The sequence below is a fragment of the Hymenobacter qilianensis genome (assembly GCF_014638675.1).
In the GTDB taxonomy this organism is placed as follows: Bacteria; Bacteroidota; Bacteroidia; order Cytophagales; family Hymenobacteraceae; genus Hymenobacter; species Hymenobacter qilianensis.
In genome coordinates, this window is record NZ_BMFN01000001.1 from 633,624 (window position 1) to 653,745 (window position 20,122).

Here is a 20,122-nt window from a genome sequence, read left to right on the forward strand (position 1 = left end):
TTAACGGACCACGGTAGCCGCTTTTTGGCCCCCAAACTCCACACTGGCCTCCAGACCAACCGAATATGGCCGGGAGCGTTGGAAGAAAGAGCCGCCAGGGTCCTGATTAAGCGTATTCAAACCGGCTTCGGCTACTGGACCTAAGGACAAGCTCCATGCCGCGGCGGCTGGTGCATAGCGCACGCCCCCACCCCCACGCACCGATGCCAGCACCTTGCGATAAGGCGACTCAGAAGAAGCCAGCGTGTAGTCGCGGGCGGCAGCGGCGTTGCCATCTACTTCCGTGCTGCTCTTGATAAGCAGGTTCACGGCGGCGCCTACTTTGGCGTAGAGCGACCAGCCCGTTTTGGCCGAGCCGTAGCGCATGGCTACCGGTACGCCTATTGTGCTGTATCTAAACTCCGTGCCGCGCTGGCCGGCATAAAACTGGTTACTGCTGGAGTCGGATGCTGCCTGCCCGGCGAAGGCCGTTCTCGAATTGTTCAGATTTAACGAGGTTTTGGATGAAGCCCGCTGTTGAGAAGTTTCTATGCCAGTCAGTAGCGTCAATTTATTGTTCAATGCATACGCCGCGGCTATTGCAATACGCTGAGCAGGACCAGCTTCCAGATTGTCGCGGTATTCGCTGGCGCCATACTGATACGCCGACCGGGCATTGTAGACAGGAAGCGCTGAGTTGTTGGAGGGAACCGCGCCAAAGTCGAGGGCTGCATTCGCTGTCGCGCTGGAGCTAAAGTCAATATTCGGGTTGTAAGAGCTGGCCGCATAAGCTCCGCTCAGGCGCCATTTGCTGCGCTTACGTTCCGGTTTTTCTTCTTCGGCGGCATCCTGGGGAGCACTTATTGCCGCTTGGGCCAACATGCCAGCTGACACCGGAAGCGCTTCGGCCTGCAAGGTTTCGGGGCGACGAAATGCGGCTGCTACCGTGTTTTGCGCCGCGGCCGCAGACACTGGCCGTACGGTTAGCCAATTTGCCCCCCGCTCATTCTGTGAGCTTCCAATGCCTGGCACCGATGAGGCAAAGGCAGAACCATAGGCCCCATTTCCAGCCTGACGCTCAGCAGCAGTCAGCGAAGTACCCGTAGCGCCTGAGCCTGAGCGGGTGCTGTTGGTAGCCACGCTGCTGCCTGACTCAGACTGCCTGATTCCTACAGCCGATTTAGCGGCCCGCAATAAGGTAGTGGCTACATCATTCGTTGCTGATTGCGCCGTGGCTGCCCGGGTTGCCGAAGCGGTGGCAGCTGAATTCCGTTGCTGGGTCACTGCTGCCAAATCAGTGGACGTGGTAGCGCTATTTCGTGACTGACTAGTGGTGGCGCTACTGCGCGGTGTGCGCAGCGGAGTATCAGCAGCTGCCTCAGTAGTAGTTGCCTCCACGGGGCGAGTAGTGGCAGCTATTTCTGTGCCGGGGGGCAAATGTGTGGCATTATGGAGCAGCAGCCAGGTGCCGCAGCCCAGCACCAGCAGGGCGCAGGCCGCCGCCACCCAGCGGTGCAGCAGCAGACGCCGCCGATACGAGTCGTTCTGCCGTACCAGCATCTCATGGTCGAGCTGCTCCCAGACGTGCTGACGAGGCGCTACTTCTGCCTCGCCGAGCTTCTGTCGGAACAAGTGCTCCAGGTCGCCGGTGGACCGGGGCTCGTTGGGCGTATGATTATTTGCGGAAGATGCCATTGCTGCGATGCGCGTCGAGGCGCTCTAATTTAGTTTTCAAGATGACCCGGGCCCGGGAGTACTGCGATTTGCTGGTGCCTTCGGAAATGCCCAGCAACTCACCAATTTCCTTGTGCCCATAGCCTTCGATGGCAAACAGGTTGAATACCATGCGGTAGCGCGGCGCCAACTCCTGCACGAGGGTCAAAAGCTCTTCAAATGCGTAGTTGGAAAGCGTAAACTCCTCCCCCGCCAGATCCTCGGGGTACTCGCCCTCACTCATGGCTACCAGCCCGCTATTGCGACGGTGCTGACGCAGAGCAGCATTAATCATGATGCGCCGAATCCAGAACTCCAGGGGGCATTCGCGGCGAAACTTGCTGAGGTTGGTAAACACCGTTACGAAGCCTTCCTGCAATACATCCTCCGCCTCAAAGGTGGTTTGGGCGTAGCGCAGACACACGGCCATCATGCGGGCTGCAAACCTGTCGTACAAATGCTTCTGCATCAGACGGCTTCCGGCCAGGCAACCATCAATGATTTCGGCCTCGGTGAGCTGGGAAGGCGGCACAAGCGAGCGGACAGGAGCAGGCGGAGGCGAAGCAGCCACCGAAGCCGACGAATTGCCCCCCGCAAGCAGGTTGCGCAGCCCTCCGCCACCCATCGCAAACGATAAGGCGCTCATCGAGTGAGGTGGCCGCCTGGGCCGCTGTGGCTGAACATAAAGTCGATTGGGCCAGGATAAAGTGGCTGCATACGCTGCGTTTCGTAATAACGTATCGGTAGAATAATCCGCCATATACTAGCGGGCTTCGGTGAGTAGAGGCTGCTACCCGCCCCAAGGGTTGCATGCCTGTGCCCGAATATTTTTTAAAGTTGCTTTAAAGCGCTGGGGGGCTTTTTTAGCCGTGAGGAAAATAATTTTCGAAACAATGTTAGTACATTTAATGTACATACATATATTTGCAAGCCACCTCTTTCCGCTGCCTTGCGTAAATCAGCACCCTGCTTCAGGAAAGCTGCTTACATCCGTACCAACTCATTTTTCATCTTTCATCCGTTCCTCATGAAAACTATTGTTCTGTTCTATTCCACGTATGGCCACGTGTGGAAATTGGCCGAGGCCGTAGCCGAAGGCGCCCGCCAGGTAGAAGGCAATGAAGTAGTAGTAAAGCGCGTACCCGAGACGCTGTCGAAAGAAATTCTCGACAAGGTTGGAGCCACGCAGGCCCAGCAAGCTTTCAACCATGTGCCTGTAGCTACCCCCGAGGAATTGGAGCAGTACGATGCCATCATTATTGGTACGCCTACCCGCTACGGCAATGCTTGCGGCCAGATTCAGGCCTACCTCGACTCAACCGGCGGCTTGTGGGCTCGCGGCGCCCTTGTGGGCAAAGCAGGTGGCGCATTCGTGAGCACCGCTACCCAGCACGGCGGCCAGGAAACAACGCTACGCGCGCTGCACACGGCATTGCTTCACCATGGCATGGTCATCGTGGGCTTGCCTTACGCTTGGCAGGGTCAGATGGGCCACGAAGAAGTAACCGGCGGTACCCCTTACGGCGCCAGCACAGTAGCTGGTGGACAAGGTGAGCGCCAGCCCAGCGCAAACGAATTGGAAGGTGCCCGTCATCAAGGCAAGTACACCGCCGAAATTGCTAGCAAGCTTTCCAGAAAATAAGCGTTACTTGCGACCTATACCCTGAACGCACATATTGCAACAACCAGCAAGCCACCCATTTGAGGTGGCTTGTTGTGTTTTAGGGCATTCCTGTAGCATTTGCTCTTTACTGGCTCCAAATTTCCCAGGCAGCCTCGGCCTGTAGGCAGAGCATCTCGAAGCCGTTTTTGGTTTGAGCACCGGCTTCGCGACCTTTTTGGAGGAACAAAGTTTCGCTCGGATTATAAATCAGGTCGTAGAGGTAGTGGGCTGGCGTGAGAGCCTCGTACGGGATAGGAGCGCACGCATCTACCTGCGGAAAAGTACCCAACGGCGTGGCGTTGATAATCAGCGAATGCCCTACAAGTACGTCGGGCGTGAGGTCATTATAGGTAAGGCCAGTCCCGAGTGGGTTACGTGACACCAGCCAATACGGAATCTCTAGTTCCCGCAAGGCTGCCTCTACTGCCTTCGATGAGCCACCGGTGCCAAGCACTAGTGCTCGTGCTGCAGCGCCACGCAATGGATAAAAAGCGCGCAACGACTCCCGGAAGCCAATGTAATCGGTGTTATGCCCAATATAGCGGCCGTCGGGCGTGCAATCGATGACGTTGATGGCGCCAATACGGGCCGCCGCCGATGATATCTCACTCAGGTACGGCCATATCTGCTCTTTATATGGAATGGTTACGTTGAGCCCCCGCAGGCTGGGGTGCTCAGCCAACAGCTCCGGCAAGGCCGAGATAGTGGGCAGCTCAAAGAGCTCGTAGTGGTGGTCGTCGAGGCCCAGATTCTCAAATTTCTGGGTGAAATAGGTTTGCGAGAACGAGTGGACAAGCGACTTGCCAATGAGGCCAAATTCCTTCATACAATAATTCACACTAGCTAGACTGAACTCTGACGCTTACCGCATGCAATAATAGAAAACCGCCCCAACGGATTACCATTGGGGCGGTTTATTTCACGAATAAAATCAGGAATTAAGCTACGGGCCGCCGGCTGTTTTGGCGCGACTTTACAAACTCAAATATCACGGGCAGTATTGATAAGCCGATGATGGCCAATACGACCAGCGAGAAGTTTTTCTGTACAATCGGGATGGTACCGAAGAAATAGCCCGCGCCCGTCAGCGAAACGACCCACAAAACGCCCCCCACCACATTGTACGACAGGAACTTGGTGTAGCTCATGGTACCCACGCCCGCCACAAAGGGCGCAAACGTGCGAATGATCGGGATGAAGCGGGCCAGAATGATGGTTTTGGCGCCGTGCTTCTCATAAAACTCCTGGGTACGAATGAGATGCTCACGCTTCAGGAAGCGGGAATTCTCGCGAAATACCCGCGGCCCCAGATAGTCACCGATATGATAGTTGAGCGTGTCGCCAAGCACTGCCGCTACGATAAGCAGACCCATCATTACCCACACATTCAGGGGAGAGCCGGGCAGGGCGGCCAGCGAGCCAGCCGCGAACAGCAGCGAGTCGCCGGGCAAAAAGGGCAGCACTACTACGCCGGTTTCCACGAAGATAATCAGGAAGAGAATGGCGTATGTCCACGTTCCGTAATCCTGGATAATGGCCCCGAGATGCTTGTCGAGATGAAGAATGAAATCAATGATGTCCTTGAGGATTTCCATGAACCAGGAATAGAAGACGAAGTTATTTTACTGCAAAGAAAGCAGGCAGCCGGCAAAGTTTCTGGCTGGGGGGCTTTTTCGGCTGGCTTTAGTGTATAGCTGGGGCAACTGTTGCCTTACTATCGGCGCGTCGGCTCAGGGCCTGGGCTACAATGCTGGCCACCAGAATTTGGAGGGCGTGATAAATCATCAGGGGCAAAAGAATCAGGCCGGCCGTGCGCGCATCCGGGAAAAGCACCTTCGACATTACGGTACCCTGAACCAAGGACTTTTTGGAGCCACAAAACAGCGCTGTGATGGTGTCTTCGCGGTTAAAACCTACTAACCGGCTCAGCAGCAGTACGCACCCGTACACTAAAAAGAACAGCACCAACATAGCCGCGCCCAGCCCAAAAAGGTCGCCGGCGGAGTAGCCCCGGAAAATGCCTTGGTCAAACGACTCACAAAACGAGGTATATACAATCAGCAGAATAATAGCCTGGTCGAGCATGCGCAAGGGCCCGGCAAAGCGCTGCGCAAACTGATGCAAGCGCGAATGCAACAGTATACCCACCGCCACGGGCAGTAGCACCTGCAACGCCAAATCTAAGATAGTGGAGCCTAGGCCGCCGGAAGTACCAGACGTTAGAAAGAGCGCCATCCAAACGGGCGTAATAAACACGCCCAGCAAGCTGGAAATACTGGCATTGAAAATTGCCGCCGGCAGATTACCCTTGGCAATTGAAACCATCACGACGGAAGAGGAAACCGTGGAAGGTAAGGCAGCCAAATAAAAGCCCCCCAGCCACAGTAACTGGCTTTTTTCCGAATCAAAAAGCGGCTTTACTACTAATAAGAGCAGCGGAAACAACAGAAAAGTAGTACCCTGCACAACTAGGTGTAAGCGCCAGTTGCTCAGGCCAGCCTTCAGTTTTTCGCGACTCAGGCGCAAGCCGTAGAAGAAGAAAATGACCGATACGCCATAGTGCGCAATGCGCCCCAGCGGCAGTGGCCCCTCTTCAGCCCCAAACTCCGGCCACAGGTAAGCCAGGCCAATAACGCCGATCAAGCCCAGCAGGAACCCATCGAGCCCCGCCCGCAGCGCCAGCTCCCGCAAGCGTTGCATGGGACTGCTGGGGGGCATTTTAGCGGTCGGAGCGGATGGGGACATTAGCTGCAATCAATTTATATAAGTACCTTTTTTGTAAGAATGTCATGCAGAGCAACGCGAAGCATCTCGCGTGCTGATGGCTGATTAGTAACCTTACTAAACACGCGAGATGCTTCGCTCCGCTCTGCATGACCACCTTTTTAATTTTACAACGACTGCAAGACTTAAGACTTTGTGCCTTGAGTTGAAGATACGCGCCATATTTTGCCCCCCGCGTCATCCGCAACCAGCATCGAGCCATCGGGCAGCACGGTTACTCCTACCGGCCGGCCGTATACTTCCTTGGTGCCTTCGTTTGCCACGAAACCCGTCATAAAATCCTCGGGCTGACCAGCTGGCTTGCCGTTCTGAAAGGGCACAAACACCACTTTATACCCCGTAAACTTCGAGCTGTTCCAGGATCCATGCTGCCCTATGAAAGCGCCATTCCGGTATTTGGCCGGGAAGCCGCTGGCGTCATAAAAGGCCAGACCCAACGATGCCGTATGCGGACCCAAGGCTACATCCGGCACTATTGCTTTGGCCACTAGGTCGGGCCGCTCGCCCTTGCGGCGTGGATCTTCGTTTTGGCCGAAGTACGAGTAAGGCCAGCCATAAAAGCCGCCTTCTTTCACACTGGTCATATAATCGGGCACGAGCTCGTCGCCTAGCTCATCGCGCTCATTCACGGCGGTCCAGAGTACTTGGGTGCCGGGCTGCCAATCCATGCCCACGGGGTTGCGCAGGCCGCTGGCGTACACGCGCTTACCGGATCCATCAGGATTAATTTCCAGAATCAGGGCCCGACCTTCATCGTTTTTCTCGCCCTTCTCCATCACATTACTACCCGACCCTACCGACACGTAAATCTTGGAGCCGTCGGCGTTGGCCAATAAGTTGCGAGTCCAGTGGTTGTTGTAGCCGCCAACAGGTAAATCCAGGATTTTTTGCCCCCCGGCCGTGATTTTGGTTTGACCGGCTTTGTAAGGAAACCGCAGCACGGCGTCGGTATTGCCTACGTAAAAATTATCGCCTACTACCAGCATGCCAAAAGGCTGATTCAGGCCCGTCAGAAAGGTTTCGCGCACCTCGGGCTTGCCGTCTTTGTTGGCGTCGCGCAAGAGCGTGATGCGGTTGGCGCTGGACTCCTTCATCGACCCTGACTGCTTCAGACCTTTTGCCTTTTCGCCCTTCGCCGTGGAGGTTTTTTCTATAGAGTTAGATTCGGCAATAAAAATGTCGCCGTTTGGGGCCACATAAATCCAGCGCGGATTCTGTAAGTCAGCAGCAAATTCCGTCACTGTAAATCCGGCCGGCACCGTTGGCATTTTGCCTTTAGGCCAGCCAATTACCTTACTGAAGTTCTTTGCCGACGGCGTAGCGTATGGTTCGGGCAGCGCAGGCGCAGCCACCGAATCAGTAGATGCGGCGGTAGCGGCAGCCGTTTCTTCTGTTTTGGGCGACGATTGATTGCAGGCGAATAAGGCCGCCAACGGTAAGTAAAGCAGGTAATTTTTCATAATAACCAAGTGAGCAGTGGTTGCTTAGGTGCAACAACAGCTTACGCACGCATGCCTGCTGAGTTAATACCTCCCTCACTAACTTCCGGGCATTACCTGATAAGCTGTAGCTAAAAAAGCCCCCCAGCCACTGCACATGGCAGTCTGGGGGGCTTTTTTGAGCAACCGTATATCTTACGCAGCCTATCCGCGCGGCATGGAAGTGCCGGGTCGGCCGGTCTTTACTTCCGGCTTGAACATGGGGTCTACGCCGTCCATATCAAGGAAGTGCGTGAACGTGTCACCGCGCAAGCCCAGCCGGATGGTTTCCAGGCTTACCACCTCATTAGGCGCGATATTTCCCAGATTAACATTGCTGCCCAGCAACTTAATAAACCATACCTGCTGGGCCTTCTGAGGAGCTTCCCACAGAATTTTCTCAAAAGGAATTTTGGTCAGAATTTCCTCTACCAAACCCGAACGTACCTCGCCGGTGCTCCGAAACAAGCCCACATTGCCGGCCTCACGCGCCTCGCCAATTACCTTGATGGAGCCAGCATCCAGCTCCGTTTGCATCTGAGCAATCCACTTGTAGGGAGGAATTATTTTCTCCGCATCCTTCGAACCCACCTCCGACAATACATTCAGGTCTTTGGCCAGCGTGCGGATGTACTCGCACTTTTTGTCGTGGGGCAACTCCAAAGAGCCATCCGAAACCTCTGCGTACTCCATTCCAAACTCAGACAGTAGCCGGCGGTAGTCATCAAACTGATTACGAATAATAAAGGCCTCAAACAGGGTTCCGCCGAAGTACACCGGCACACCGGCTTCTTTATACACTTCCAGCTTGCGCTTCAGGTTAGGTACTACGTATGAGGTAGCCCAGCCCAGCTTCACAATGTCGGTGTATTCGCCGCCTACCTCCAGAAAGTCTTCTACTTCACGGATACTCAGGCCTTTATCCATAACCATGGTGTAGCCTTGTTCGCGGGGTTTGGCGGTACGCTCGGGGAGTTGATCGAGGTGATAATTCATGCGCTTTGGTTCAGATGGAGGTAAGCCATAAAACCAACTATCATCCTGAACGAGGTAGAGTTCAGGATGATAGTTGGTTTCAAAGAGTTTAAATTTGAGTTATCTACTTCCGGTACTGATCAATCAGTCGAGCCAAGGCCCGCTGCGATTCCAGCTCCGGGAAGTACTCGAAAAGCAAACGGTGCTTGTCGAAGTCCAAAACTAGCGCATTTTCCAGATTCTCGTAAGCTTCGCGGTAGCGGCCAGCCGCCAGCAGATAAGCGCACAGGCGATATTGTAGCTCAGCTTCAGCAGGTTGTATCTCCACAGCATTACGCATCAGATCGATGGCGCCGTCGTAGTTGCCCTGCTCATAGAGGATAATGCTCCAGTTTAGCCACGCATCTTTGTTGTCGGGGCCTACCTGCGTAGCGCGGTCGTAGCACTCCACGGCACTCACCACATTGCCAACCTGATATTCAGCAGCGGCCAAGGCCAGCCAATATTCCACGCTTTCGTCGTAGAGGGTAGTGGCTTTACGGAAGAAATGAGCGGCTTCAAACCAGCGCTCCTGGGCATTCAGCACGACGCCCATCCCAAACCAAGCCTCATCCATTTCTGGATCGAGGTCGATGGCCCGCTGGTAGTTGCGCCGTGCCTGGTCCCATTCGGCCATTTTCTCGTAGCACTCGCCAATGTTACACAGCGCTTCTGCCGTAGGCTCACCAGCCGAGTAGCTCAGGTTGAACTCATCAATAGCTTCCCGATACTTTTCCTGGCTTACATAGGTGCTGGCCAGAAAAGCGTGCGCCTCATAATAGGTAGCATCAACCAAAATGGCGTACTCGAAAGCCGCCACTGCCTGATCATACTGCCCCAGGCGATAGTAAGCCTGACCCAGATTATACCACGCCGGAGCCGAATAAGGATCTTCATCGGTAAAGCGACGGAAAAACTCCAAATTCTTCTCCAGACGCTCGCTCACCTCCAAACAATAGAGCAGTTCCTGCACTGCTATGTCATTGTCGGAGTTCAGGCGCAGGCTCATCTTGTAATACTTGGCCGCACTCTTAAACTTCTGCCAGCTCTGGTAAGCCAGACCGAGGTTGAAGTAAATATCCTCGCGCTCCGGTGAGTGCTCAGCGGCATCATGAAAAAAAGCTACTGCCTCAGCAAACTCGCCTTTCTGCGTGGCAATAATGCCGCGGGTAACGGCTACGTCGGGGTTGGTCGGATCGAGTTGGGCTACGTCTTCAATCTGCTGGGCCGCAGCGGAGTATTCGCCCTTCATGGCTAGTACCTGCGAGCGGTCGATGAGCAGTTCGGTAGAAAAGGGATACTGGGCTATAGCAGTCTCACAGGCATGTAACGCCTTATCGTACTGCGTGTTGGTCGTATAATGGTCGATGATATTCTCAAAATCGGCCAGATCAAAAAAGACAGATTCGTTCTGGGCTACCATGCGTTCAAACCGACGCACTGTATCCAGCACTTGCTGCCTTTCCTCAAAGTTTTCGTTCATTCTCATTCGTATGCAAGACTCAAAGGTCGCCAAAACGGCAGACTTTGCCGGCGTCGGGCGGCGGAATCACTGAAGATAACGCTGCTGGCTTATGATGCAATAACCACACCGGGCGAAGGCTGGTTCGCTGATGTCAGGCCTGCGCAACACCACTGCACTGTTTCGGCCAGCGGACGGAATTGTAAGCCCGTAGCTGCCTCTACTTTGGCTGCACTGTAAATCACTGAGCGCCTGCCCGCACGGGCAGTATCTTTGGTGATGAGTGGCCGTGCACCCGTCAGCACGGAGCGCACGTGCTCCAAGCGCCAGATCGTTTCGGCTGCCCAGGTAGGTACGGCCACTGTGGGGGGCTTTTTGCCGAAGCACTCTGCCGCCTGAATCAAGAAATCGCGCAATGGCACTGCACCGCCACTCAGAATAAAGCGCTCCCCAGCTACTTCACTTTGAAAGGTCAGGCGAAGCATGGCCTCCACGACGTCGCGCACATCTACATAGTTCAGGCAGCCTGGCGTATAAAAGGCATGTTCCTGGTGCGCATATCGGAAAAGGCGGGTACTACTGCGCTGCCAATCGGCGGGCCCGAGCACTACCGAAGGATTCACAATGACAGCAGACAGACCTTCCGAAATCCCACGCCACACTTCCAGTTCTCCGAAGTACTTGGAAGTGGCATACGCATTATGTCCAGCGCCTAAATCCCATTTAGCCGTCTCATCTACCACAATATTTGCCCCCCTTATATCCAGCTTTGCTGCTGCAGGACCACCCAACGCGGCCACCGATGATACATGGCACAGGCGAATATCCGAGCTTTGCTCCAGGCAGGCATCTACCACGGCAGCAGTGCCCTCTGCATTTGTCTGCTGCAGTTTCGCTGCATCCTGCGGAGCATACGAAACCAAGCCAGCGCAGTGAAAAACGTGGGTAACCCCGGCCAATGCGGTGCGTAGTAGGGTGGTGTCACGCAAGTCACCTTCTATCCATTCCACTTTATCGGCATGCTGTATGGCTGGCACTTGCTGCCTGTAAAGCGCCCGCACTACATAGCCCTGTGCTACCAAGGCTGGAATCAGGAAACTGCCCATCAATCCGCTACCACCAGTGACAAAAACCATACATATCAGGGAGTTAGGTAGTTGAGTGGTGACTAATTAATTGATCAGACAGCAAGCATCTGATCAACTAATTAGTCAATAGCGTATTATTTAGGAGAGGTAAAGCCAAGACCTTTTTCAAATAAGCCAAAGGCAGCACTTTACTACGCAAAGTTTCGGTGTGCTTGAGATTGTGCGCATCCGTACCGACAAAATCTACCAAGCGAGCATCAATGAGCTTCTCGGCTACACGCTGGGCCCCGGAGGAATAATAACCAGCTAATGAGTTGAGGTTAATCTGAAATAATACCCCGTTATCATGAATCTTTTCCAACTCAGAAAAGCGGCCATATAAATAAGTGTAGCGCTCAGGATGCGCCAACACTGGCTGATACCCCTGCGCTTTTAGCCGGAAGATAATATCCTGCATGTTGAAGGGTTCGTTCATGTAAGACGTTTCCAACAACAGATATTTTTTAAGGCCACCAAAGCTTAGGAGCTCTTCTCCGCTATCTAATTTGCCCCCCAGCCATTCATCTAAGTAGTATTCGGCGGCACATTCTAGCTGTATGTCCGCGAAGCCGGCAGTCGTGGCGGCTTCCTGCATCTGCGCCAATGCAGCGTGAACGGTAGTTGGAGTATTCTTATAAAAATCTCCCATAATATGGGGAGTCATAATCAGCTTACGGTAGCCTAATGCCTGCATTGCTTCCAGCAAACCCAATGATTGCTCAATGGTTTCAGCCCCATCATCCAAGCCGGGCAGCAAGTGCGAGTGCATATCAACTCCAAGCTCCGCCAGCAAGTTTTCGTAAACCAGCGACGTAGAAGCCGCTTGGCCGAAAAGCTTGCGTAGGAATGAAGCCATGTGCTAAATGAGAGTGAGAGCTGATTTTAGGAAATACGCTGCCTCAGGCGGCTAATTATTCCCTTGGGAGGTGTCGGCTCGTCGTAGTAGCCCTGACCATAGCCATAGCCATAGCCATACCCGTAGCCAGCCAAGCCAGTAGCGCTGGCGTCGTTCAGAATAGTGCTGAGGCGGGTAAAGTTATTCGTCCGCATGAGCTTATTGATGTTCTTCAGGAAGGCTTTCTTGGAATACCCTGCCCGCACAATATAAAGCGGGATATCAGCTTTACGCATAATAAGAATACCATCCGTAACGAGACCAACAGGCGGCGTATCAATCAGAATTACATCATACTGCTGATGTAATTCTGCCAGTAATTCGTCAAACTTAGGGTTTAGGATAAGCTCCGACGGATTTGGTGGTGTGGGACCAGCTGATATAAAATCCAGCGTTGGAATATCGGTATGCTGAATGCATTCCTCCACGGTGTGTTTTTCAATCAGAATAGTGCTAATGCCCCGCACATTCTCAGTACCGAAAGCTAGATTCACCTTCGGCTTCCGCATATCAAGGTCTAGGATAATAACCCGCTGCTCGGACAACGCAATTATGCCCCCCAGATTCACCGTAACAAAGGTTTTACCCTCCCCTGATACAGTTGATGTAACCGATATAATGCGCTTCTTTCGCGCTGACCCTATAAAGTCCAGATTAGTACGAATGGATCGGATTGACTCTGAAATAGCAGACTTAGGGTTTTTATCTACTACCAGCTTTGACACGGTCATCTTTTCCTTGTCGTAGGTTGGAATTACCCCGAGCAACGCCGCTGAGGTCATACGCTCCAGTTCCCGCGTATTCGTCACGGTATCATGCAAGAAGTAGCGGACTGCAATTAATCCAAGTCCTAACACAATGCCTCCCGCCAAACCAATAGCATAAACCATGGCACGAACCGGCGAAATGGGCGCGCTTGGCAAGCTAGCCGGGGAAAGAATCTGAAAATCGGCCGTCGTACCAGCCTGGCCAATCCTGAACTCTAGCTCCCTATTTATTAAACTTACATATGTCTTTTCATAAAGTTCAAATGGACGTTGCAAACGTGCTTGCTGCGTTGCTTTCTCCGGCAGTCCTGCCAGCTTAGCACTAAGCTCATCACGTTGACGGTTCATTTTATTTACCTGCTCCTGCAAAAGCTCTTTATTTTGATCTAGGAGTCGGCGAATCGTATTCTTTGTAAAATCTAGTTGAACACGTCTTTGCTTTACAGCTTCTGTCGTTTCTTTATAAGAGCGCAATACTCGACGTAGGTCCCATTGCTGATTATTTAGGGCTTCGATTTCCTGCATCAAGCGATTATCCTCCAACTCAGCCAGTCCAGGTATACTCTGGGCAACTGTGGAATCCTCATTACTGGTTATCTGATCCTGCTCTACCAAGCGCGACAAATCTTCCAGTAGACTCTGCCTTTGCAGTAGCTCTTGTCTTTTTTCTTCTTGGTCGGCTATCTTATTGATTACAGTAGCTGCATCGCCCCGCACATCATATGTTTTATTTTCACGTGCAAAAGACTGTAAATTATCTTCTGCCTGCTGCAATTTATCGTTTGTAACATCTGTCTGCTCGCCTAAAAAGCGTAGACTTTTGTCGGATGCTTCTTTCTTTTGCGCTAGTTTTTCCTGTAAGTAAACAGTGTCTATCTTATTGACAATATCCTGCGCTTTTAAAGGATTAAAATCGGCAAACGCTATCTGAACAGTATGAGCTTCAGGATTAACAATCTCAACCGAAATGTTCCTATTCAGGTAACCATTCACCGAGCCATCATCTAGAATGACAAAGTAGAACTGTGCTTCTAGCGCACTTGCGTCAAAGAAAGAGGAATCAGTAGTCAGCTTTAAACTAATACCAGGAATATTAATAGGTTGGCCTACTATATAATCTCCACTTATTTCTTCTTTAGCCTCCAAATAACTTAGTCGAAACTGAGTAGGGCTAAGAAAATTAACATTCAGCTTCCGATTATAAAACGCTGGGTCTTTAATCGCATATTCAACTTTGAAAGGGGACCTTTTATAAAGCTCTGATTCTAATACAGTTCCCTCTACATAATAATTGACGTCAAGCGCTAAAGAATCTTTGAGACGGCGATAAATTAGATTCGACTTAATTAACTCTACCTCACCTGAGAGATTAGCCAACTCCTGACGCTTCTCTACCGCGCCGCCAATACTACCCATGCCCAATACTCCAGCCTCTGTTCTCTCATCAATCTTGATGACCGATGAGGACTGATACACAGGCTTTGTATAGCGTAAAAACAGCCAAGACCCTGTCAGACCCAAAGCAATAAGCAACGCAATCCAAGGCAAGCTTTTGCGGGCTACCTGAAGCAAGGTGGTAATGTCTAACCCATCGCCAGCATCCTCTTTTTCTTCCGCTTCCATACCGCCCGCGTTGCGGATCATCTCTTCCAGCTCAGTTTCTTCTTTCGCCGCCATCAGGGCATTCTATTGGTTGAAGGGAATAAGCTTATCGTCAACAAGAAAGACAAGCTTAATTATTGTATACCCTTGTTATAATATACAGGGTACTAAGAACACTTATAAGGCTAGTCACTAGCCCAAATACTGGACCAGCATCTGTCAATGCCTCATAAAACGGCCGTCGTACAGGCTCAACATAAACTATGTCGTTGGGTTCCACCTGTAAATTCGCGCGACGCATTCCTTCAAACGTAGACAGATCAATGACTTGTATCTGCGGGTTCTTCAAATCTCCCCGAATGAGGCGGATGTTGGTCGTACGTCCTACTCGATTACCACCTGTTCCTATTGCCCCGCCATCAATGCCCCCGGCAATGGCTAAAACCTCAATCAAGTTCATATTATCATTGGTCATCGGGATGACCTGACCCCCAGTGCCCCCAACAGCCCCAAGCACGATAATACGGTTATTAGTAACCCGCGTCACGACGAAAGGCTGCTCATAATATTGGCTATAAGCCACCTGTAACACACTGTCAGCTTCTAAAAGCGTGTAACCACTTAGCTTTATATTCTCTACCATCGGCAGCTTTACTATGCCATCGTCTTGCACAAGAAACTCAGAGCCGCCACTTGTAGTACCACCTGAGCTTTGTTGACCTGTCGTGGTACGTGTACCAGCTCCTGGCCGAGTTGTGGCGCCTCTTAGTCCGCCGGGGTTGCCAAATGGCAACTCACCATTAGGATCTAATATTCGCTCGCCTTTATTAGTGTATACCCGAACATCGAGGTAATCATTGGACTGGATGATGTAGTTACGTTCCGTCCTATTTATGGTCGTACGCAGCCTAGCGGTGTCGACTGTTGTACCTTCTAAACGAAATAGTACATTTTGGCGGTATATCTTTGATGTCGTGCAGGAAAACGACAACAGAAACGATAAGCTTAGCAACCCAACGGATAGGAAGCGGCGAAAGATGGGATGTAGCATGCGGGCCAAAAAAGCCAGAGACAGATGAAATAGTGCCGGGGGAACAGCCAAGAAACAGCTTAATTTCTCCCGATAAACCTTCAAAGTAACCGAATTAGCACACCCTTTCAAAATCGGGGCTGGATACCTGCCTGTGGAAAACAGCTTCTCTTAAAGCAAAGTACTACTTTTGCGAACCCAAAACTGGCTCTTGCTGGTTATGCCATTACCACCCACCATATCACTTCCCCACCCATGGAATTAGTAGCTACCGAGAACCAAACAATGATTGCCCAGATGGTGCGCGACTTTGGCGCGACCCACATTAAACCGCGCATGATGCAGTGGGATGAAAGCCAAGAGTTTCCCATCGACGTATTCAAGCAGCTTGGTGATTTGGGCCTGATGGGCGTGCTGGTGCCACAAGAATATGGCGGCTCTGGCTTTGGCTACGTTGAGTATGTGACTGCCATAGCTGAGTTGGCTAAGATTGATGGTAGCATCGGCTTGTCGATGGCCGCTCACAACTCTTTGTGCACAGGTCACATTCTGCAATTTGGATCCGAGGAGCAAAAGCGCAAGTGGTTGCCCAAATTAGCTTCGGCTGAGTGGATCGGCGCGTGGGGCCTGACGGAACCCAATACAGGTTCTGATGCTGGCAACATGCGTACAGTGGCTGTTGAAGACGGTGACTTTTACGTGCTCAACGGAGCGAAAAACTTCATCACCCACGGTAAGAGCAGCAACATCGCTGTAGTTATTGCCCGCACTGGCGAGGTAGGTGACTCGCATGGTATGACGGCATTTGTGATTGAGAAGCCTACCGAAGGCTTCACACACGGCCGTAAGGAAGACAAGCTGGGAATGCGCGCTTCCGAGACTACTGAGCTAATTTTCACCGACTGCCGCGTACCGAAAGAGAATATTCTGGGCGAAGTAGGCGAAGGGTTTATTCAGTCGATGAAGGTGCTTGATGGGGGGCGAATTTCTATCGCAGCCCTCAGCCTGGGTATTGCTCAGGGGGCTTTTGAGGCGGCTACCCAATATTCTAAGGAGCGCCACCAGTTCAACCAGCCTATCTCCAACTTCCAAGGCATCGCGTTCAAGCTAGCTGATATGGCTACCGAGATTGAAGCCGCAGCATTGCTTACCTATCGGGCTGCGGATATGAAGGACCGTGGTCTGAATGTGACCCAAGAGTCGGCTATGGCTAAGCTTTATGCCTCGGAGGTATGCGTACGGGCTGCGAATGAAGGGGTGCAGATTTTTGGCGGCTATGGCTATACCAAAGATTATCCAGCGGAGAAGTACTACCGCGACTCCAAGCTTTGCACCATCGGTGAAGGCACTTCCGAAATCCAGAAGCTGGTTATTGCCCGCACTCTACTGAAGTAGGCTTTATTTGGTCTTATTCTTTCGGGGGCTCAAATAGCTATTGATTAGGAATCTGCGTAAGCATTTTTAAATCTTCAAAAGATGTGATTATCTTTGCCCCCCTTAATAGAAAGTTTTCAACTCCACTGCATATATGATCATCGTTCAAATCAAAGACAACGAGTCGGTTGACCGGGCTCTGAAGCGTTTCAAGAAAAAATTCGAGCGCACGGGTGTGCTGAAGGAATTGCGTCGTCGTACGTTCTTCCAAAAGCCTTCTATCACGAAGCGGAAGCAGAGAGAGAAAGCTGTGTACAAGCAGACCATGTACGCTACTGAGAATTACTAGCGTTTAGCTTATAAAGCTTTTCGTGACAACCGGCTGATTTGCTTACGTAAGCGAATCAGCCGGTTTTTTCGCGTCCAAAAATTCCGATTTAAATTCTTACATTGGATAATTGCCCCCCAGTGGCTGAACTCCTGCGTATGAATTTGTTTTTCGACTATCTGCGGTTTGAGCGGCGCTTCAGCCCGCACACCGTAATCTCTTACCAGACCGATCTTCGGCAGTTCTCTGAGTACCTGCTCGCTACTTATGAGCTGCCAGAGCCGGCGCAGGCCGATCATACTCTTATTCGGTCCTGGATAGTGGAGTTGATGCAGCAGCAGCGTGACCCACGCACGGTGAATCGTAAAATTGCTTGCCTTCGCTCCTACTACAAGTACTTATTGCGCACGGGCGCTATTCAGCGCAATCCGATGCTGCGCATTACTTCGCCCAAAACGGCCAAGAAGCTTCCCGACTTTGTGCCAGAGGATACGCTCAATGGCTTACTCAACAGCTTTGAGTTCGCCGATTCGTTTGTTGGCTCCCGCGATCAGCTTATTCTGGAATTGCTTTACGGTACTGGCATTCGTCTTTCGGAGCTGATTGGTATTCGTCACGACGATATCAGCTTGGCAGGTCGTACGGTGCGCGTAACGGGCAAAGGCAATAAACAACGGGTAGTACCTCTCAATCCGACGCTTCTTATAGCGTTGGAAAACTATATAGCGCGCAAGCAGGCTGAATTTGCCCCCCCTGACAACGCCCGCGGTTTTCTCCTCGTTACAGATAAGCTAGAGCCCCTGTACGAAAAGCTTGTGTATCGCACCGTGAAGCAGTATTTAAGCCAGATAACCACCGCTTCGTCGCAGCAGCACCCGCATGTGCTGCGCCACTCGTTTGCTACGCACCTCCTCAGTAAGGGTGCCGACCTGAATGCTATTAAAGAGTTGCTTGGGCATGCAAACCTGGCGGCTACTCAGGTGTACACCCATTTGTCCATCGACAAGCTCAAATCTGTGTTTGACAAAGCCCATCCAAAGGCTTAAGTAACTAGTTGAGTGTTTTCCTTTCTATTTACCAAACCCCTATTTCCGATGAAAGTACAGATGCATTCGGTGCATTTCACCGCCGACCAGAGCCTACTTGATTTCATCCAGAAGCGTCTCGACAAGCTCGAAACCTTCTACGACCGTGTAACCGAAGGCGAGGTTATTATGAAGCTGAACAATAAGGACGGTATTGATAACAAGACCGTTGAGCTCAAAGTGCTAGTGCCTGGCAGTACGCTGTTCAGCCAAGCGGATGCGGCTACCTTCGAAGCGGCCACCGATGAAGCGGCAGAAGGGCTACGTCGTCAGATAAAAAGACACAAAGAGAAATTGACCAGCCACTAAGGCTAATTAGGATACAACATAAGGGCGCCCTTCCACCGAGGAAGGGCGCCCTTATTATTTAACGCAAATGCCTAATTGGTTTACAGACCAAACTCGGCTTTAATCTTATCTACGTAATCTAGTTTTTCCCAGGTAAAGGTTTCATATGTGCGGGTTTCACCGTTGGCGAGCGTCACTTGGGTAGTGCCAGCTTCGCGGCCCATGTGGCCATAAGCGGCGGTTTCACCAAAAATTGGGTTCTGCAGACCGAAGCGCTGTACGATAGCGAATGGACGCATATCGAATAGCTTATTCACCTTATCGGCAATTTCCCCATCGGTAAGCAAGCTATTGCTGCCGTTGGCTTTGGTGGTCCCGTACGTAGTCACATAAAGGCCAACTGGCTGGGCTACTCCGATAGCATACGCTACCTGAACAAGTACTTGATCAGCTACGCCAGCAGCTACCAGGTTTTTAGCGATATGACGAGCAGCATAAGCTGCTGAACGGTCAACCTTCGAGGAGTCTTTACCCGAAAAAGCCCCCCCACCGTGAGCACCTTTACCGCCGTAGGTATCCACAATGATCTTACGGCCGGTTAAGCCGGAGTCGCCGTGGGGACCGCCAATAACGAATTTGCCGGTGGGGTTGATGTGATAGGTAATCTGGTCGGTGAAGAGCTTCTGGACATCGGCGCTCAGGCCAGCTTTCACACGGGGAATCAGTATGTTGCGGATATCTTCCGAAATGCACTTCAGCATGCCTGCCTCCGACTCGTCGAAGTCGTCGTGCTGGGTGCTGACCACGATCGTGTCGATTGCCTCGGGCGTATTGTCGTCGGCGTAGCGAATGGTTACCTGCGACTTGGCATCGGGGCGCAGATAGGTCATTTCCTTGCCTCCCTTGCGGATAGCGGCTAGCTCACGCAACAAACGGTGCGACAAATCCAGCGCCAGCGGCATATAGTTGTCGGTTTCGCGTGTTGCGTAGCCGAACATCATTCCCTGGTCGCCGGCACCCTGCTCCTCGGGGCTTTGGCGCTCTACTCCCTGGTTGATGTCGGGAGACTGCTCGTGCAGGGCCGACAAAATGCCGCAGCTCTCAGCTTCAAACTTATATTCAGCCTTGGTATAGCCGATACGCCGAATCACGTTGCGGGCAACTGACTGCACATCTACGTAAGCCTTGGATTTCACTTCGCCGGCTACCACTACTAAGCCAGTGGTTACCAGCGTCTCGCAAGCAACTTTAGAATCAGGATCCTGACGAAGAAACTCGTCGAGAATGGCGTCAGAGATTTGATCGGCAACTTTATCGGGATGGCCTTCCGAAACAGACTCGGAAGTGAATAAGTAGGACATCAGGGTCGGGATAGAACGTCGTCGGTAGAAAAGAAATTTGCCCGTGCGCCAAGAGGCGCAGAGGGCCGCAAAGCTAAGGGAAAATGACGAAGGAAATAATTAACTCAAAAAGCCCCCCAGCCTCAATTACACATAAGCCGGTTACCAACTTTTACTTTAAACCTGCGTTTGG

The 20,122-nt window shown here is 51.9% G+C and carries 18 protein-coding genes; 5 read left to right on the forward strand and 13 right to left on the reverse strand.

Going from position 1 to position 20,122, the window contains the following annotated elements:
- Positions 1 to 1,674, reverse strand: coding sequence for a hypothetical protein (locus tag IEW06_RS02685; RefSeq protein WP_188547368.1), 1,674 nt, complete (start codon positions 1,672 to 1,674; stop codon positions 1 to 3).
- Positions 1,655 to 2,338, reverse strand: a complete 684-nt coding sequence (locus tag IEW06_RS02690) for an RNA polymerase sigma factor (RefSeq protein ID WP_188547371.1) — start codon at positions 2,336 to 2,338, stop codon at positions 1,655 to 1,657. The genes IEW06_RS02685 and IEW06_RS02690 overlap by 20 nt, the downstream gene beginning before the upstream one ends.
- A 381-nt stretch (positions 2,339 to 2,719) precedes the next feature.
- Here IEW06_RS02690 and wrbA point away from each other — a divergent pair, with 381 nt between their 5' ends.
- Positions 2,720 to 3,334 carry an NAD(P)H:quinone oxidoreductase gene (gene wrbA, locus IEW06_RS02695; protein ID WP_187734023.1) on the forward strand — a complete coding sequence of 205 codons (615 nt, stop codon included), beginning with the start codon at positions 2,720 to 2,722 and terminating at the stop codon, positions 3,332 to 3,334.
- Positions 3,335 to 3,440: 106 nt separating this feature from the next.
- Here wrbA and IEW06_RS02700 read toward each other — a convergent pair whose 3' ends face one another.
- From IEW06_RS02700 to IEW06_RS02745, 10 genes are all read right to left on the reverse strand, one after another.
- Positions 3,441 to 4,181, reverse strand: a complete 741-nt coding sequence (locus IEW06_RS02700) for a shikimate dehydrogenase family protein (protein WP_187734022.1) — start codon at positions 4,179 to 4,181, stop codon at positions 3,441 to 3,443.
- 112 nt (positions 4,182 to 4,293) lie between these two features.
- The gene (locus tag IEW06_RS02705) at positions 4,294 to 4,950 is read right to left on the reverse strand and encodes a DedA family protein (protein ID WP_187734021.1); all 657 of its coding nucleotides are present in this window, start codon (positions 4,948 to 4,950) and stop codon (positions 4,294 to 4,296) included.
- 88 nt (positions 4,951 to 5,038) lie between these two features.
- Positions 5,039 to 6,100, reverse strand: a complete 1,062-nt coding sequence (locus tag IEW06_RS02710; protein ID WP_373285327.1) for a bile acid:sodium symporter family protein — start codon at positions 6,098 to 6,100, stop codon at positions 5,039 to 5,041.
- 164 nt (positions 6,101 to 6,264) lie between these two features.
- The gene (locus tag IEW06_RS02715) at positions 6,265 to 7,599 is read right to left on the reverse strand and encodes a PQQ-dependent sugar dehydrogenase (protein WP_187734020.1); all 1,335 of its coding nucleotides are present in this window, start codon (positions 7,597 to 7,599) and stop codon (positions 6,265 to 6,267) included.
- A 183-nt stretch (positions 7,600 to 7,782) separates the two neighbouring features.
- On the reverse strand, positions 7,783 to 8,613 hold the full coding sequence (locus IEW06_RS02720; RefSeq protein WP_133274587.1) for a phosphosulfolactate synthase: 831 nt from the start codon (positions 8,611 to 8,613) through the stop codon (positions 7,783 to 7,785).
- Positions 8,614 to 8,716: 103 nt separating this feature from the next.
- A complete protein-coding gene (locus IEW06_RS02725; RefSeq protein WP_187734019.1) occupies positions 8,717 to 10,114 on the reverse strand; it encodes a tetratricopeptide repeat protein in 1,398 nt (465 codons plus the stop codon).
- Positions 10,115 to 10,203: 89 nt separating this feature from the next.
- Positions 10,204 to 11,229 carry an NAD-dependent epimerase/dehydratase family protein gene (locus IEW06_RS02730; protein WP_187734018.1) on the reverse strand — a complete coding sequence of 342 codons (1,026 nt, stop codon included), beginning with the start codon at positions 11,227 to 11,229 and terminating at the stop codon, positions 10,204 to 10,206.
- 67 nt (positions 11,230 to 11,296) lie between these two features.
- Entirely contained in the window at positions 11,297 to 12,076 is a 780-nt protein-coding gene (locus IEW06_RS02735; protein ID WP_187734017.1) for a tyrosine-protein phosphatase, read from the reverse strand.
- 26 nt (positions 12,077 to 12,102) lie between these two features.
- Entirely contained in the window at positions 12,103 to 14,559 is a 2,457-nt protein-coding gene (locus IEW06_RS02740; protein ID WP_188547373.1) for a GumC family protein, read from the reverse strand.
- Between the two features lie 55 nt (positions 14,560 to 14,614).
- Entirely contained in the window at positions 14,615 to 15,535 is a 921-nt protein-coding gene (locus IEW06_RS02745) for a polysaccharide biosynthesis/export family protein (protein WP_187734237.1), read from the reverse strand.
- 234 nt (positions 15,536 to 15,769) lie between these two features.
- On the opposite strand from IEW06_RS02745, the gene IEW06_RS02750 reads away from it, so the two are divergent.
- The 4 genes from IEW06_RS02750 to hpf all read left to right on the forward strand — a co-directional run bounded on the left by IEW06_RS02750 (position 15,770) and on the right by hpf (position 18,610).
- A complete protein-coding gene (locus IEW06_RS02750) occupies positions 15,770 to 16,909 on the forward strand; it encodes an acyl-CoA dehydrogenase (protein WP_187734013.1) in 1,140 nt (379 codons plus the stop codon).
- 133 nt (positions 16,910 to 17,042) lie between these two features.
- The gene (gene rpsU / locus IEW06_RS02755) at positions 17,043 to 17,237 is read left to right on the forward strand and encodes a 30S ribosomal protein S21 (RefSeq protein ID WP_084445790.1); all 195 of its coding nucleotides are present in this window, start codon (positions 17,043 to 17,045) and stop codon (positions 17,235 to 17,237) included.
- 137 nt (positions 17,238 to 17,374) lie between these two features.
- Positions 17,375 to 18,262 (forward strand): tyrosine-type recombinase/integrase, encoded by an 888-nt coding sequence (locus IEW06_RS02760; RefSeq protein WP_188547376.1) that lies wholly within the window; start codon positions 17,375 to 17,377, stop codon positions 18,260 to 18,262.
- Positions 18,263 to 18,310: 48 nt separating this feature from the next.
- On the forward strand, positions 18,311 to 18,610 hold the full coding sequence (gene hpf, locus IEW06_RS02765; protein WP_187309808.1) for a ribosome hibernation-promoting factor, HPF/YfiA family: 300 nt from the start codon (positions 18,311 to 18,313) through the stop codon (positions 18,608 to 18,610).
- Positions 18,611 to 18,690: 80 nt separating this feature from the next.
- Here the strand turns inward: hpf and metK are convergent, their stop codons facing one another.
- On the reverse strand, positions 18,691 to 19,950 hold the full coding sequence (gene metK / locus IEW06_RS02770; protein ID WP_188547378.1) for a methionine adenosyltransferase: 1,260 nt from the start codon (positions 19,948 to 19,950) through the stop codon (positions 18,691 to 18,693).
- Positions 19,951 to 20,122: the final 172 nt, after the last annotated feature.